Origin of the sequence: Pseudomonas sp. B21-028, from assembly GCF_024749045.1 — a bacterium.
Taxonomy (GTDB): Bacteria; Pseudomonadota; Gammaproteobacteria; order Pseudomonadales; family Pseudomonadaceae; genus Aquipseudomonas.
On sequence record NZ_CP087184.1, the window covers coordinates 3,664,167 to 3,679,962 of the forward strand.

Genomic DNA, 15,796 nt, shown 5'->3' on the forward strand with positions numbered 1-15,796 from the left:
TTTTTACGCCCCAACGCATTCGATGGGCGCAATTATGTACTCATTTGCCAAAGCTGACAACCCCTTGATTTCAAAAAAAAATCGTTCGCAGGCGAGCCTTTCCCCTCTCGTATCCCGCAGCCATGCACCCGGCAGGGACCCTCCTCATCGGAAACCCTGGATGTCGATGGAACAACCACAGACCCGGCGGCTCATTCCTTATGTCGCCTTCGAATTGATAAGGAAAACCATCATGACCGAACGTCCACCATTGGTCGCGAGCCGGGCTGCGGTGCCGAGTCCGTCGCGTCCCAATCTCGGTACACCGGAGCGTGCGGTGTCGCTGCTGGCCGGCACCCTGCTGATTGCCAATGGGTTGCGCCAGGGCGGACTCAGGGGTTGGCCGCAAGTTCTGCTCGGGGCTTGTGCGGCCTGGCGGGCTTACTCCGGCTCGTGCAGGGTCAAGCAAGCGCTGACCCACAGCCCGTTCGAGCGGGCTTTCGAGCAAGATCGGGGGTGGGATTCAAGCAAAGTGATCTCCCGCAGCATCACGATTGGAAAACCCCGGGAGGAAGTCTTCGCGTTCTGCCGCAACCCGGCCAACCTGGGCGCCCTGGTGCCTTGGGTCGATACCATCAAGCAGACCGGCGAGCGTACCTACCGCTGGGTGGCCCATGGGCCGAGGGACAAGACCTTGCACTGTGATCTCGAACAGAGTGAACCCAAGGAAGGCCGCAAGTTGCACTGGCTGGCCGCACCGGGCACCCGGTTCAAACACGATATCCAGATACATTTCAGCGATGCGCCGACAGGCCGGGGCACGCAGATCAAGATCATCGTCGCCTGCCAGCCCTCCTTCGGGGCTGCCGGCTATGCCTTGGCCGCGGCCATTTCCAGGTTCTCGGACAAAGCCTTGTTGTACCTGCTGCGCAGCATCAAGCAGCAACTGGAGACCGGCGAAGTGACCACCAACAGGATCCGGCCCCACGGAGAGAAGGATTTGCTGTTCATCCACCCGCCGAGTTCCGCCACCCCTGCATCGACCGATCCGTCACCCACGCCTCTCAATGGAGGAACTGCCTGATGCGCGCACTGACCTGGCAAGGCCCCAACAAGCTGCAAGTTGAAACCGTCGATGATCCGTCCATCCTCAACCCTCGGGACGCCATCGTGCGGGTGAAGCTGTCGTCGGTATGCGGTTCGGACCTGCACCTGCTGGGCGGCTACGTGCCAACCATGCAAGCCGGCGACATCATCGGCCATGAGTTCATGGGTGAAGTGGTAGAAACAGGTTCGGCCATCTCTCAATTCAAGAAAGGCGACCGGGTCGTCACCGTGTCGATCCTCGGTTGCGGTGCGTGCGAGCACTGCCAACGCGCGGATTTTGCCTGTTGCGACAACTCCAACCCCAACCCCAGTGCCACCGACATCGCCTACGGCCAGCCGGCGTGCGGCATCATCGGCTACAGCCACGCCTTCGGCGGCTTTGCCGGCAGCCACGCCACTTACATCCGCGTGCCCTTCGCCGACGTCAACCTGTTCACCATCCCCGAAGGAGTCAGCGACGAACAAGCCGTATTCGTCTCCGATGCGGTGCCCACCGGTTTTTTCGCCGCCGATAACGCCAATATCCAACCCGGTGACACCGTGGCGGTCTGGGGCTGCGGCGGCGTCGGGTTGATGGCGATTTCCAGCGCCTACTTGCTGGGGGCCGAGCGGGTGATCGCCATCGACCGCTTCCCCGACCGCTTGCGCCTGGCCGAAGAAAAGGCCGGTGCGATTGCTCTCAACTACGAAACCATCGACGTGCATGCCGCCCTGCTGGAACTGACCGGGGGCCGCGGTCCGGATCGCTGCATCGACTGCGTGGGCATGGAAGCCCACGGCACCGAGGTCGATTATTACTACGACAAGACCAAGCAGATGATGCGCCTGCACACCGAGCGCGGGACCGTGCTGCGCCAGTCGATCCGAGCCTGTCGCAAGGGCGGCACGGTGTCGGTGGTCGGGGTGTACGGCGGCCTGCTGGACAAGTTTCCGATGGGAGCCATCGTCAACAAGTCCCTGACCTTGCGCTCGGGCCAGCAACCGGGGCAACGCTATGTGACGCGGCTGTTCGACTACATCCAGAAAGGCCAACTAGACCCTTCCTACCTGCTGACTCATGCCATGGGGCTGGAGCAGTCGGTCGAGGGTTATGCGATGTTCAAGGACAAGCGTGAAAACTGTTTACGCGCAGTGTTTCGGCCAGAGTGATTGAGATGACGAGGGGGCAGCTACACAGCCCAGGAGAAGCAAGCTCCCTCGCCAAGGATTCCCCGACGCCCTCATGCCGGAGTCGCGGCCCAGAGCCATTACGGGTAACATACCGGCCTTCCCCGCAGCCCTCCTGCGACCTGCCGAATAAGCCTTTTCCATGCCTTTTGAACTCAGCGTTGACCTCACCACCCTCGCCATTCTTACCGTTGTCGCCTTCCTGGCCGGTTTCATCGATGCCATCGCCGGCGGCGGTGGCTTGCTGACCACTCCGGCGCTGCTGACCGCCGGCCTGCCGCCGCATCTGGTCCTGGGGACCAACAAGCTCAGCGCTACCTTCGGCTCGGCTACGGCCAGTTTCACCTTCTACAAGCGCAAGCTGTTCGATCCGAAGCAATGGACCCATGCGTTGGTTGGTACGTTGGTCGGCGCCTTGAGCGGTGCCATCGTCGCTCATTACCTGCCTGCCGAATGGCTGAACAAGATGCTGCCGGTGATCGTCTTCGCCTGTGGCCTGTACCTGTTGTTCGGCGGTACGCCCAAGGCGCCGCTGGACAGCCACGCGCCGATCAAGAAGACATGGCAATCACCCCAGGGTTTCGCCCTGGGCTTCTATGACGGCGTGGCCGGTCCCGGCACAGGCGCGTTCTGGACCGTCAGCAGCCTGCTGCTCTACCCCATCGACCTGGTCAAGGCCAGCGGCGTGGCCCGTAGCATGAACTTCGTCAGCAACATCGCGGCGCTGGTGGTGTTCATGCTCTCGGGGCAAGTGGACTGGATCATTGGTTTGTGCATGGGCCTCTCGGTGATGATCGGCGCGTTCTTCGGCGCCCGCACCGCCATCAGTGGCGGCGCAAAGTTCATCCGGCCGGTGTTCATCACCGTAGTGTTGGGGCTGACCGTGCGCCTAGTCTGGCAGCACTGGTTCGGCATGGCCTAGGCGCCGCGCCACATAGAGGTCAATGAGATAACGCGCGATGGAGCGCGACGCCGGCAACGGAGGCAAGTCGTGGACGTTGAACCACTGGGCGTCCTCGATTTCATCCTCCTGGCACACGATGTCCCCACTGGCGTACTCCGCGTGGAAGCCCAGCATCATCGAATGCGGGAACGGCCAGCATTGGCTACCCATGTACTGGATGTTCTTCACTTCGAGGCTGACTTCCTCGCGCACTTCGCGAACCAGGCAATCCTCGGCCGACTCGCCCGGTTCGGCGAACCCGGCCAGGGTGCTGTAGACCCCGGTGACGAAGCGAGGCGAACGGGCCAGCAGGACTTCATCGCCACGGGTGATCAGCACGATCATGCTCGGTGAAAGCCGCGGATAGTGCCGCAGGTCGCACACATCGCAATACATCGCCCGCTCCAGCGGAATCTGGCCCATGGGCTTGCCGCAACTGCCGCAGAAACGGTGCTCACGGGCCCAGGTAGCGATCTGCGCCGCATAGCCCAGCACTTTGAACAGCGTGTGATCGTCCTCGAGCATGAAGGCCCGCAGGCCTTTCCAGTTGCAACCGGGAATGTCCTGCGAGGCGTGCAACTCGAGGAGGTAGACCGGCTCACCATCCAAATGGCCGATGCCATGCTCGGCGAGGACCGACAGGTCCTGGCGCTTGAGCCATTCGCGGGGAAACAGCGCGCCGTTGTCATCGAACAGAAAGCCTTCCGGGCTCCGGGCCACGGCCCAGCCGCCAGGAAGATCGGTATCGAGTACTGCGGTGGTCCAGCGTGAAATCATGGTCAGTCAATCCAGAAATTCGGGTTTCTGTTTGCTCATATGGGCGGCCATGGCCACGCGCAAGTCCGACGATTGCAACATGGCGGCGTTCCAGGTAGCGACGTATTCCAGCCCGTCGTCGATGCGGTGGTCGCGCATGTAGCTGATCATTTCCTTGGTGCCGGCGATGGCAATCGGCGACTTGGCGGCGATTTCCCGGGCGATGCCCATCACGCCGTCGAGCAGGCTGGCGGCATCACCGTAGACGCGATTGACCAGGCCGATACCGCGCGCTTCCTCGGCACCGAACGTGCGCCCCGTATAAGCGAGTTCACGCAGCATGCCGTCCCCGATGATCCGGGGCAAGCGTTGCAATGTGCCAACATCGGCGGCCATGCCGATATCGATTTCCTTGATGGAGAACTGGGCGTCTTCGGCGGCGTAGCGCATGTCGCAGGCGCTGATCAGATCGATGGCACCGCCCAGGCAATACCCCTGGACCGCCGCGAGCACCGGTTTGCGGCAGTTGTCCACGGCGTTGAACGAGGCTTGCAGTTGCAGGATCTTGCGCCGCAGCAGGCGGGCATTGCGGCCGACATCCTTGCCCAGCTCATTGGCCACGCCGGCCAGCATCATCAGGTCGATGCCAGAGGAAAAATGCTTGCCGGCACCGCTCAGCACCACTGCCCGCACTTCGTCGGTGTCGTCGATCCACTGGAATATCTCGACGATCTCGCTCCAGAACGCGGCGTTCATTGCATTGATCTTGTCCGGGCGATTGATCTGCACATGGGCAATGTTGTCTGCAAGTTCAACGTTGAACGCTTGGTATTGCGACATGGCAGTGATCCTTTACCGGCTGAAAAAGAGGCTTGAACTATAACAAGCCATTGAGACAGGTCGTAGGCAGTGCATCGGCCAAAAGCAGGACTCGCTGGTCGCCGTGAGACAAACTTGTAGCGAGGGGATTTATCCCCGCTGGGGCGCGAAGCGGCCCTAAGATTCTGGGGCCGCTGCGCAGCCCAGCGGGGATAAATCCCCTCGCCACAAAAAGCCCTCCCAACGATTTTACTCATCCGTCTCCATCTGCCCATCCCACCCCCCGCCCAACGCCGCGATCAACTGCACGCTGGCGATCAACCGGCTCTGCTGCAGGCTCAGCACACTGCGCTCGTTGCTCAGAGCTGTGGCCTGGACGGTCACCACGTCGAGGTAGGCTATCAGCCCGGCCTTGTACTGGTTCTGGGTCAGGCGCAAGGATTCGCGCGCGGCGTCGAGGGCTTCCTGGCGCACGCGGGCTTCGTCTTCCAGTACCTTGAGCTGGATCATGTAGTTTTCCACCTCGCGGAACCCGTCGAGCACGGTCTGGCGATAGGTGGCGACGGTCTGGTCGTAGGCCGCGACGCTGCGGTCGACTTCCGCCGAACGCTGGCCGCCGTCGAACAAGGTCATGGCCAGTTGCGGCCCCACCGACCAGAAGCGATTCGGTACGCTGATCCAGTTGTCGTAGGTACTGCTGCTGTAACCGCCGCTCAGGCTCAGGGTCAGGTCCGGGTAATAAGCCGCCTTGGCCACGCCGATATTGGCGTTGGCGGCCATCACCGAGCGCTCCGCCGAGGCGATGTCGGGCCGGCGTTCGAGCAACTGCGACGGCAGCGCCACCGGGATTTGCGGCAACGACGGGATGTCCCGGGTTTCCGCCAGGCTGAACTCGGCCGGAGGCAAGCCCATCAGCACGGCGATGGCGTTTTCGAACTGGGCACGCTGCCAGATCAAATCGATCAGGTCGCCCTGGGTGGTCTTGAGCTGGTTTTGCGCCTGGGCCACTGCGTCCCTGCCGGACACCCCGGCGCGGTATTGGTTTTCAGTCATCTTCAGCGAACGCTGATAGTTCTCCAGCGTGGTCTGCAGCAGACGCTTCTGCTCGTCGATCACTCGCAATTGCAGGTAATTCTGCACCAGTTCCGATTGCTGGCTCAGGCGCATGGCGGCCAGGTCGGCAAAACTTGCCTGGGCACTGGCTTCATCGGCCTCCAGGGTGCGCCGCAGCTTGCCCCAGACGTCGGCTTCCCAACTGACCCCGGCCTGGGCGCTGTAGGTGTCGCGGATGCCACTGGATGAGCTGCTCAGGCTCGAACTGCTGCTGCCGGTGCCCTGGCTGGAGCGGCTCTTGCCGACGGTCAGGTCCACCGAGGGAAAGAACGCCCCCCGGGCACTGCGCGCCAGGGCCTGGGCCTGGCGGTACTGGGCTTCGGCCTGGGCCACGGTCTGGTTGGACGTGTTGAGCTTTTCCACCAGGCCATTGAGCTGCGCGTCTGCGTACAGCTCCCACCAGGCCCCACGGGCCAGGGCGTCGCTGGGGTTGGCCTGGCGCCAGCCCTGGGCCTCCTTGTACTGCGCCGGCGCGGCGGCCTGCGGGCGTTGGTAATCCGGGCCAATCGCACAGGCGCTGAGCATCGCCACGCACAGCGCCAGGCTCAGTGCCCGCGAGCCACGGGCAGTCGCCAGCGGCGCGACAAGGTTGAAGAACGAACGGTCGGTCATAGCGGAGTTTCCAGGGCAGCATCGGTGCGCACGCCGCGCCAGCGGTTGAAGCGATGGCGCAGTTTGTCGAGATAGAGGTAAACCACCGGTGTGGTGTAAAGCGTCAGGACCTGGCTGAACACCAGCCCGCCGATGATGGTCAGGCCCAGCGGCTGGCGCATTTCCGAACCTTCGGCGCCGCCGATCAACAGCGGCACGGCACCGAGGATGGCCGCCAAAGTGGTCATCAGGATCGGCCGCAAGCGCAGCAGGCAGGCGCTGCGGATCGACTCCAGGGGGGCCTGCCCGCCCCGTTCCAGTTGCAAGGCCAGATCGATCATCAGGATCGCGTTTTTCTTCACCACGCCAATCAGCAGGAACAGCCCCAGCAGGGAAATCAGGCTGAACTCACCGCCCAGCACGTAGATCGACAGCAGCGCGCCGACCCCCGCCGACGGCAAGGTGGACAGGATGGTCAGCGGATGAATGTAGCTTTCGTACAACACACCCAATACCAGGTACACCGCCAGCAATGCCCCGAGGATCATGAACGGCTGGCTCTTCTGTGTCGCCGCGAAGGCGTCTGCGGTGCCGGCCATTTTCACGATCACATCCTCGGGCATGCCGAGCTTGGCAATGGTCCGCTCGATGGCGGCAGTCCCCTGCTCCACCGTCACCCCTTCGGCCATGTCGAAGGAAATACTCTCGGAAGCGAACTGTCCTTCATGGCTGACCCGATCGTCTTCCAGACTGTTCTCATAATGAGCGATGGTCGACAACGGCACTCGCGCGCCGTCGGCGGTGATCACTTGCACCTGCTCCAGGGTGTTCGGGTCGCGGGCGTACTTGGGATTGACCTCCATCACCACCTGATACTGGTTCAGGCTGTCGTAGATGGTCGAGATCTGGCGCTGGCTGTAGGCGTTGTTCAGCACGGCGGTGACCATGTCCATGTCGATGCCCAGGCGCTTGGCCTGGTCGCGGTCCACTACCAGCGTCACCTGCTGCGCCCCGCCACCTTCACGAGCATCGATGGCGGTCAGCTCCGGCAAGGTTCTGAAGGCCGCCACGAGCTTGGGATACCACTGACGCAGGGACGCCAGGTCGGCACTTTGAAGGATGTAGGAGTATTGCGAGGTGGTCTGCTCGCGACCGCCACCGAATTGCAGGTCCTGGTCGGCCATCAGCATCAACTGGGCGCCGGGGACCTTGGGCATTTCCTTGCGCAAGCGCTCGATGACTTTCTGCGCGGAAATGCTCCGTTCCTTGATCGGCTTGAGGCGCACCAGCATGAACGCGTTGTTGGTGCCGTTGTTGCCGCCGATGAAGCCCGCCACGCTCTGTACCGCGTCGTCCTCGAGCACGGCACGGCGAAAGATCTCCATCTTCGGCTGCATCACGTTGAACGACAGGCCGTCGTCGCCGCGTACAAAACCGATCAACTGGCCAGTGTCCTGCTGCGGCATGAAGGTCTTCGGCACCACCACATACAACGCGACGTTGACCCCGATGGTCACCAGCAGGCTCAGCAAGGTCAGGCGTCGATGACGCAACACCCAGTCCAGGCTGGTGGCATAACCGCGAACCATCCATTCGTTGACACGCCGGCTCTCCCTTTGCAGACGGTTTTCCTGGCCTGGCACATGGGGCTTGAGCCAACGCGAGCAAAGCATCGGCGTGAGTGTCAGAGACACCACCAGCGAGACCACGATGGCCGCCGCCAGGGTAATGGAGAATTCGCGGAACAGGCTCTCGATGATGCCGCCCATGAACAGGATCGACAGGAACACCGCCACCAGCGAAGCGTTCATCGACAACAAGGTGAAGCCCACCTCCTTGGCACCGAGGTAAGCGGCCTTCATCGGCGGCACACCTTCGTCGATGTGCCGGGAAATGTTTTCCAGCACGACGATGGCGTCATCCACCACCAGGCCGGTGGCGAGGATCAGCGCCATCAACGACAAGTTGTTCAGGGAAAACCCGTAGAGGTACATCACCGCGAACGTGCCCACCAGCGACACCGGTACCGCCAGGGTCGGGATCAGCGAAGCGCGGAAGTTGCCGAGGAACAGGAACACCACCAGCACCACCAGGGCCACCGCGATCAGCAGGGTCATTTCCGCTTCGTGCAAGGTCGCCTTGATCACCGGGGACCGGTCCATGGCCAGGTTCAGCTTGACGCTGGCCGGCAGCACCGCCTGCAACGCCGGCAGTTGCGCCTTGATTTCGTTGACTGTCTCGATGATGTTGGCGCCGGCCTGGCGGTTGATCACCAGCAGCACCGCGGCATCGTTATTGAAGAAACCGCTGTTGTAACGATCCTCGACGCTGTCGGCGACCTTCGCCACGTCCTTGAGGCGCAGCACCGAGCCGTCCTGGTAACGGATGATCAGGGTTTCGTAGTCCTTGGCCTTCTCCAGCTGGTCGTTGGCCTGGACCTGCCACATGCGCCGGTCGTCCTCGACCGAGCCCTTGGGTCGGCGCACGTTGCTGTTGGCGATCGTCTTGCGCACGTCATCCAGCGCCACGCCGTACTGGTTGAGCAGCTGTGGCTCCAGTTCGATGCGCACCGCCGGCAACGAGCTGCCGCCGATCTGCACTTCGCCGACGCCCGACACCTGGGACAGGCTCTGGGACAGAATGGTAGAGGCCAGGTCGTAAAGCTGGCCTTTCTCCAATACATCCGAGGTCAGCGACAGCACCATGACCGGCGCCTGGGACGGGTTGACCTTCTTGTAGGTCGGCATGCTGCGCATGCCGCTGGGCAGCAGGTTGCGCGAGGCATTGATGGCCGCCTGCACTTCCCGCGCCGCGCCGTTGATGTCGCGGTCCAGGTCGAATTGCAGGATCACCCGGGTCGAGCCCTGGCTGGAGCGGCTGCTCATGGTGTTGACCCCGGCGATGGCGCCGAAGGACCGTTCGAGGGGCGTCGCCACCGTCGAAGCCATCACCTCCGGGCTGGCCCCCGGCAAGTTGGCCTGGACCACGATCACCGGGAAATCCATCTGCGGCAGCGGCGAAACCGGCAGCAGGCCGAAGCACACACCACCGAGCAGCATGATGGCGAAGCTCAGCAGCATGGTGGCGACGGGACGCTTGATGAAGGGGCCGGAGAGGTTCATGGAGGATAGCTCCAAGCCTCAAGCTTCAAGCGGCAAGTGCTTTTGTGGCGAGGGGATTTATCCCCGCTTGAGTGCGCAGCGCTCACAAAAGAGGCTGCTACGCAGCCTGACGGGGATGAATCCCCTCGCCACAAAAAGCGCCTCTGCCTTGGGTGCATGGTGGTCATCGTTCTACAAACCGTCATGCCTGCACCTCTTTCGCATCAGGCTTGGCAAACCGCCGTCCCAACCGATCGAACGCCAGGTAGATAACAGGCGTGGTAAACAGCGTCAGCACCTGGCTCACCAGCAATCCGCCCACCATCACCAGCCCCAGAGGCTGGCGCAATTCCGCGCCGGAGCCGGTGGCGAGCATCAGCGGTACCGCGCCGAACAGCGCCGCCAGGGTGGTCATCAGGATCGGCCGGAAGCGCAGCAATGCTGCCTGATAGATCGCCGTCTGCGGATCGACACCCTGGTTGCGCTCGGCATCGAGGGCGAAGTCGATCATCATGATCGCGTTCTTCTTGACGATGCCGATCAGCAGGATGATGCCGATGATCGCGATCATGCCCAGGTCATTGCCGCTGAGGATCAACGCCAGCAAAGCGCCGATGGCCGCCGAGGGCAAGGTCGAGAGGATCGTGATCGGGTGGATGTAGCTCTCGTACAGCACGCCCAGCACGATGTACATGGTCACCACCGCCGCCAGGATCAACAGCAAGGTGCTCGACAGCGAGGCCTGGAACGCCTGGGCAGCGCCCTGGAATTCAGTCTGCACGCCCACCGGCATGCCGATTTCGTGCTGGACCTTCTCGATCACCTCAACCCCATGCCCGAGGGCCACGCCCGGCGCAAGGTTGAAGGACATCATCACTGCCGGGAACTGGCCGATGTGGGCTATCGCCAACTGGGCCTGACGCTCCTCGACCCGGCCCAGGCTCGACAACCGCACCTGTCCGCCGTCGGTGGTCTTGACGTAAATCTGATCCAGGGCCTGGGGACCGATCCTTTCTCCAGACTGGGCCTGCAGCACCACCCGGTACTGGCTGGCCTGGGTGTAGATGGTGGAAATCTGCCGTTGACCAAACGCGTCATACAACGCATCGGTGATGTTCGACACCGACACGCCCAGGCGTGAAGCGGCGTCGCGGTCGATCACCAGGTAGACCTGAAGGCCCTTGTCCTGCAGGTCGCTGGCAACGTCGGTCAGTTCCGGCTGGCGGGCCAGGGCCTCCACCAGGCGACCACTCCACAGGGTGAGCAATTCAGCGTCCGGCGACGACAGGCTGAACTGATACTGGGTGCGACTGACCCGGTCCTCGATGGTCAGGTCCTGCACCGGCTGCATGAACAGGCGGATGCCCACCAGGCGATCCAGTTGCGGCTGCAAGCGGGCGATGATTTCGCTGGCGCTGTCATCCCGTTCGTTGTGGGGCTTGAGGTTGATCAGCAGGCGGCCGCTGTTGAGCGTGGCATTGTCGCCGTCCACGCCGATGTACGAAGACAGGCTCTCCACCGCCGGGTCTGCAAGGATCACCTTGGCCAGTTGTTGCTGGCGCTCGCTCATGGCGGCGAAGGAAATCGACTGCGGTGCCTCGGAAATGCCCTGGATCACCCCGGTGTCCTGCACCGGGAAGAACCCCTTGGGCACGGCCAGGTACAACACCACCGTGAGCACGAGGCTGCCCACCGCCACCAGCAGGGTCAACGGCTGATGCTTGAGCACCCATTGCAGCTTGCGGCCATAGGCGGCGATCAACCAGTCGATCCACGCGCCGCTGGCACGGTAAAAGCGCCCCTGCTCATCCTCCTTCGGCTCACGCTTGAGCAAGCGCGCGCACATCATCGGCGTCAGGGTCAGGGAAACCACCAGGGAAATCAGGATCGCCACCGCCAGGGTGATGGCGAACTCACGGAACAGCCGCCCCACTACATCGGCCATGAACAACAGCGGGATCAACACGGCAATCAGCGACAGCGTCAGGGAAATCAGCGTGAAGCCGATCTGCTTCGCGCCCTTGAGCGCGGCCTGCAACGGGCTGTCGCCCTCCTCGATGTAACGGGCGATGTTCTCCAGCATGACGATGGCATCGTCCACCACGAAACCGGTGGCAATGGTCAGGGCCATCAACGTCAGGTTGTTGATGGAGAACCCTGCCAGGTACATCACGCCGAACGTACCGATCAGCGACAACGGCACGGCCACCGACGGGATGATGGTGGCGTTGAAACGACGCAGGAACAGGAACGTCACCATGACCACCAGGGCGATGGCGATCAGCAGTTCATGCTGCACGTCGGTGACCGAGGCGCGGATGGTCTGGGTGCGGTCGGTGAGCACCGTGACGTCCAGCCCGGCCGGCAGATTGTCGGTGATGCTCGGCAACAGCGCCTTGATCCGGTCCACCACTTCAATGACGTTGGCCCCCGGCTGGCGCTGGATATTCAGCAGCACGGCCTGGTTTTCGTTGGCCCAGGCAGCCAGGCGCTCGTTCTCGGCGCCATCGACGATCTGCGCCACGTCCTTGAGCCGTAACGGCGCACCGTTGGCGTAGGCCAGGATCAGCTCGGCGTAGTCCTTGGGTGAGGTCAACTGATCGTTGGCATCGAGCATCGACACCCGGGTCTCGCCGTCGAAGTTGCCCTTGGGCTGGTTGACATTGGATGCACCGATCAGGGTGCGTACGTCCGCCAGATTGAGGCCGTTGGCCGCCAGGGCTTCGGGGTTGACCTTGATCCGTACCGCCTGGCGCTGGCCACCCGCGATGGTGACCATGCCGACTCCGCTGATCTGGGCGATCTTCTGTGCCATGCGGGTATCGACCAGGTCGTTGAGCTTGGGCAGCAGCATGGTCTTGGAAGTGATCGCCAGGGTCAGCACCGGGGTGTCGGCCGGGTTGACCTTGTTGTACACCGGCGGCGCCGGCAGATCAGTCGGCAACAGGTTGCTGGCCGCGTTGATCGCCGCCTGCACCTGTTGCTCGGCGACATCCATGTTGATCTCGAGGCTGAAGCGCAGGGTAATCACCGAGGCGCCACCCGAGCTGGTAGACGCCATCTGGGTCAGGCCGGGCATCTGTCCGAACTGCCGCTCCAGAGGCGCGGTCACGGCGCTGGTCATCACGTCGGGGCTGGCGCCCGGGTACAGGGTCATGACGCGGATGGTCGGATAGTCGACCTGGGGCAAGGCCGACACCGGTAGCAACCGATAGGCGATCAGGCCAGCCAGGACAATGGCCAGCATGCTCAGCGTGGTGGCGACCGGACGCAGGATGAACAGCCGCGAGAGGTTCATGCGTCGCCCTTTTTCGCCTTGTCGGCCCCAGCCGGTTCAGCCGGGGCTGCCGCAGGCTTGCCCTGCAGGTGTTCGGTTGGCGTGGTGGGCACGTCCTGGCTGTCGTTGACCACCTCCACTTCGCTGCCTTCCTTCAAGCGGTCAGTGCCTTCGAGCACCACCCGGTCGCCGGCGGCCAGGCCTTCGGTGACCACGGTGTGCTCGCCATCACTGGCGCCAATCTTCAGCGGCTTGACGGTGACCTTCTTATCGCCCTCCAGGGCATAGACGAAGGTGCCGTTGGTGCCGAACTGAATGGCGGCGGTCGGCACCAGGACCACCCCCTTGAGCGTGTCGGCCAACAGGCGCACGTTGACGAACTGATTGGGGAACAGCGACTGCTCGCGGTTATCGTAGCGGGCCTTGAATTTCAGGGTGCCGGTGGTGATGTCGATCTGGTTGTCCAGGCTTTGCAGCACACCGCGGGCCTGGAGTTTCACGTCCCCACGGTCCCAGGCTTCGACAGGCAGCTTCGCGCCGCTGCGATAGCGGGCCAGCACCGTGTCAAGGTTGTTTTCCGGCAGGGTGAACACGACGTTGATGGGTTGGGTCTGGGTGATGACGGCCAGGGCCGTGGTGTCGTTGGCCGCCACCAGGTTGCCGATATCCAGTTGCCGCAAGCCGACGCGCCCGGAGATCGGCGCGCGGATCCTGGTGAATTCGAGGTTGAGCCTAGCGTCGTTGACCGCCGCCTGGTTGGTCTTGACCGTGCCCTGATACTGCCCCACCAGCGCGGCCGCGGTGTCGAGGGTCTGCTTGGCGATGCTGTCCTCGGCATACAGGCCGCGATAGCGTTCAAGGTCGACCTGGGCGTTTTTCAACTGGGCCTGGTTTTGCAGCAACGTACCTTCGGCCTGCAGCAAGGCGTTCTGGTAGGGACGCGGATCGATCTCGGCCAGCAGGTCCCCGGCCTTCACCATCTGCCCTTCCTCGAAGGCGATCTTGACCAGCTCACCGCTGACCCGGCTGCGCACGTTGATGGTATTGAGCGCCGTGACCGTGCCCAATGCCTTGTAATACAAAGGGAAATCCCCGGTGACGGCGGCTGCCACCCGAACCGGGATCGGCCCCGTCGCACCGCCAAACCCAGGCCGCATGCCGCCCGAACGCCCCATGTGCCCAGCGGCGGCTTTCTGTCCTGTGGTGGACTTGTGATCCGCGCCGGCGGGCCAGAATTTCCAGGCCAGCACTGCGACGACCAGCACGATGAACAGGCTCAACAGCCAGCGACGGGAATTGCGGGGAGCAGAGGATTGCATGGAGTGATCAACCATTGGGCGCGTGGGCATCTTTTATGGAAGGCTGAACGATAAGCACTGGCGGGTATTTAGCAAAGCGCCTTTACCGGCAATTTACCTTGGGCTTACGTATCGCGTGGCAGGCTAAGCGTTTGAAGTGCAAAAGAAAACGGCCTGGACAGGTCCAGGCCGTTAACAATTGTAATAAATACTCCGGTCAGAGCACTTATTTCAGGAGCACTTATTTCAGGACCGCGAGCGCAGCGTCGTAGTTTGGCTCTTCGGCGATTTCCTTGACCAACTCGCTGTGCAACACGGTGTCGTTTTCGTCCAGCACAACCACGGCACGGGCGGTCAGGCCCTTCAGCGGGCCGTCGGCAATGGCCACGCCGTAGCTCTCGATGAACTCGGCACCGCGCAGGGTGGACAGGTTCTGGACGTTCTCCAGGCCTTCGGCGCCGCAGAAACGCGCCTGGGCGAACGGCAGGTCAGCGGAGATGCACAGCACCACGGTATTGTTCAGCTCGTTGGCCTGGGCATTGAACTTGCGCACGGACGTGGCGCAGGTCGGGGTGTCGACGCTTGGGAAGATATTCAGCACCTTGCGCTTGCCGGCGAAATCCTTCAGGGAAACGTCTGACAGATTGCCGGCAACCAGGGAAAAGGCTGGCGCTTTGGAACCGGCTTGCGGCAACTGGCCATTGACTTGAACCGGGTTGCCTTTGAGGGTGACTTGAGCCATGAACGGATTCCTTCTGACATGTTTGAAAAAGGTCGAGGCCGGAGTTAACCATGAAATCCCGCCGCGACCTATGGCTGGACATAAAAAGTCACGGCTCGGAGGCCGCTACTTGTCCTTGAGCTTCAGGAACGACTGGTGCAGATCCACCGCCCACCCATCGATGACGCCTTTGACGTCATCAGGCTTCATCACCTGGGAGTCATTGGATAACGGCCTGCCCGTGCCCTTGCGCACCACCTGGGCGATCACCGCGTTGTTACCGCCGTCGAGGAACACCGCCTCGGTGCCCAGCGTGGTTTCCTGGTCGCGAATCCCGCTGGCGGTACTGACCGCGGCCGCCACCAGCGCAATCGGCACCACCTCATAAGGCTTCAGGCCCTCGGTCTTGCTGCCGACGGCGGTGATGGCCGCACGCATCACCAATACGCCCGGGCCTGGAGCGGTCGCCAGGGGCAAGGACTTGCCTGCTTCTCGCCTGAGCGCCTGGTCGTAATACGCGGTGATGCCGGACAAGGTGGCCTGGGGAATTTTCACGGTCGGCTTCGGCTTGGGGTACAACTGCGTCGGCTCGATATAGATGTGGGTGTATTTGTCCGGATCGATCTGCGGATCGACCCAACGCATCACCTCGGCTCCCGAAGGTGATTTCTCTTCCTTCAGCCGGCTGTAATCCCCCAGGAACCCGGAGTATTCATCTGGCTGAGTGACTTTGCTGGAGCAACCCGCCAAGGTGAGCGAGAAGACACAGGCGATGCTGATGGTGGACGCGAATTTCATGCTGTCACTCCTGTAAGCCACACGAGACGGGCCGGGACTACAGGTATAGTCAACAGATCGAACACGCGCCTGCCCAGGTTTTTCGTTTTCCCCTGGATGGCGGCGGCAAGGCGCCCATACCATGAC

General features: G+C 62.5%; 11 protein-coding genes. 3 read left to right on the top strand and 8 right to left on the bottom strand.

What is annotated here, in order from left to right:
* Positions 1-232 precede the first annotated feature (232 nt).
* The 3 genes from LOY35_RS15900 to LOY35_RS15910 all read left to right on the top strand — a co-directional run bounded on the left by LOY35_RS15900 (position 233) and on the right by LOY35_RS15910 (position 3,175).
* Positions 233-1,063 carry an SRPBCC family protein gene (locus LOY35_RS15900; protein ID WP_258624662.1) on the top strand — a complete coding sequence of 277 codons (831 nt, stop codon included), beginning with the start codon at positions 233-235 and terminating at the stop codon, positions 1,061-1,063.
* Complete coding sequence (locus LOY35_RS15905) at positions 1,063-2,235, top strand: zinc-dependent alcohol dehydrogenase (RefSeq protein ID WP_258624663.1); 1,173 nt, start codon at positions 1,063-1,065, stop codon at positions 2,233-2,235. The genes LOY35_RS15900 and LOY35_RS15905 overlap by 1 nt, the downstream gene beginning before the upstream one ends.
* 160 nt (positions 2,236-2,395) lie before the next feature.
* Positions 2,396-3,175, top strand: a complete 780-nt coding sequence (locus tag LOY35_RS15910) for a TSUP family transporter (protein ID WP_258624664.1) — start codon at positions 2,396-2,398, stop codon at positions 3,173-3,175.
* Here LOY35_RS15910 and nudC read toward each other — a convergent pair.
* The 8 genes from nudC to LOY35_RS15950 form a co-directional block, all read right to left on the bottom strand.
* Positions 3,143-3,973 carry an NAD(+) diphosphatase gene (gene nudC, locus LOY35_RS15915; RefSeq protein ID WP_258624667.1) on the bottom strand — a complete coding sequence of 277 codons (831 nt, stop codon included), beginning with the start codon at positions 3,971-3,973 and terminating at the stop codon, positions 3,143-3,145. The two genes, LOY35_RS15910 and nudC, sit on opposite strands and share 33 nt — an antisense overlap.
* 6 nt (positions 3,974-3,979) lie before the next feature.
* The gene (locus LOY35_RS15920) at positions 3,980-4,792 is read right to left on the bottom strand and encodes a crotonase/enoyl-CoA hydratase family protein (RefSeq protein WP_258624670.1); all 813 of its coding nucleotides are present in this window, start codon (positions 4,790-4,792) and stop codon (positions 3,980-3,982) included.
* Positions 4,793-5,020: 228 nt separating this feature from the next.
* Positions 5,021-6,496, bottom strand: coding sequence for an efflux transporter outer membrane subunit (locus LOY35_RS15925; RefSeq protein ID WP_258624672.1), 1,476 nt, complete (start codon positions 6,494-6,496; stop codon positions 5,021-5,023).
* Positions 6,493-9,597: an efflux RND transporter permease subunit gene (locus LOY35_RS15930; protein WP_258624674.1), complete on the bottom strand. Its 3,105-nt coding sequence runs from the start codon at positions 9,595-9,597 to the stop codon at positions 6,493-6,495. The genes LOY35_RS15925 and LOY35_RS15930 overlap by 4 nt, the downstream gene beginning before the upstream one ends.
* Before the next feature lie 181 nt (positions 9,598-9,778).
* Positions 9,779-12,874, bottom strand: coding sequence for an MdtB/MuxB family multidrug efflux RND transporter permease subunit (locus LOY35_RS15935; protein ID WP_258624677.1), 3,096 nt, complete (start codon positions 12,872-12,874; stop codon positions 9,779-9,781).
* Positions 12,871-14,187 (bottom strand): MdtA/MuxA family multidrug efflux RND transporter periplasmic adaptor subunit, encoded by a 1,317-nt coding sequence (locus LOY35_RS15940; RefSeq protein WP_258624679.1) that lies wholly within the window; start codon positions 14,185-14,187, stop codon positions 12,871-12,873. The genes LOY35_RS15935 and LOY35_RS15940 overlap by 4 nt, the downstream gene beginning before the upstream one ends.
* Positions 14,188-14,392: 205 nt before the next feature.
* The gene (tpx, locus tag LOY35_RS15945) at positions 14,393-14,893 is read right to left on the bottom strand and encodes a thiol peroxidase (RefSeq protein ID WP_258624681.1); all 501 of its coding nucleotides are present in this window, start codon (positions 14,891-14,893) and stop codon (positions 14,393-14,395) included.
* A gap of 105 nt (positions 14,894-14,998) precedes the next feature.
* Complete coding sequence (locus LOY35_RS15950) at positions 14,999-15,670, bottom strand: DUF3313 domain-containing protein (RefSeq protein ID WP_258624683.1); 672 nt, start codon at positions 15,668-15,670, stop codon at positions 14,999-15,001.
* Positions 15,671-15,796 lie beyond the last annotated feature (126 nt).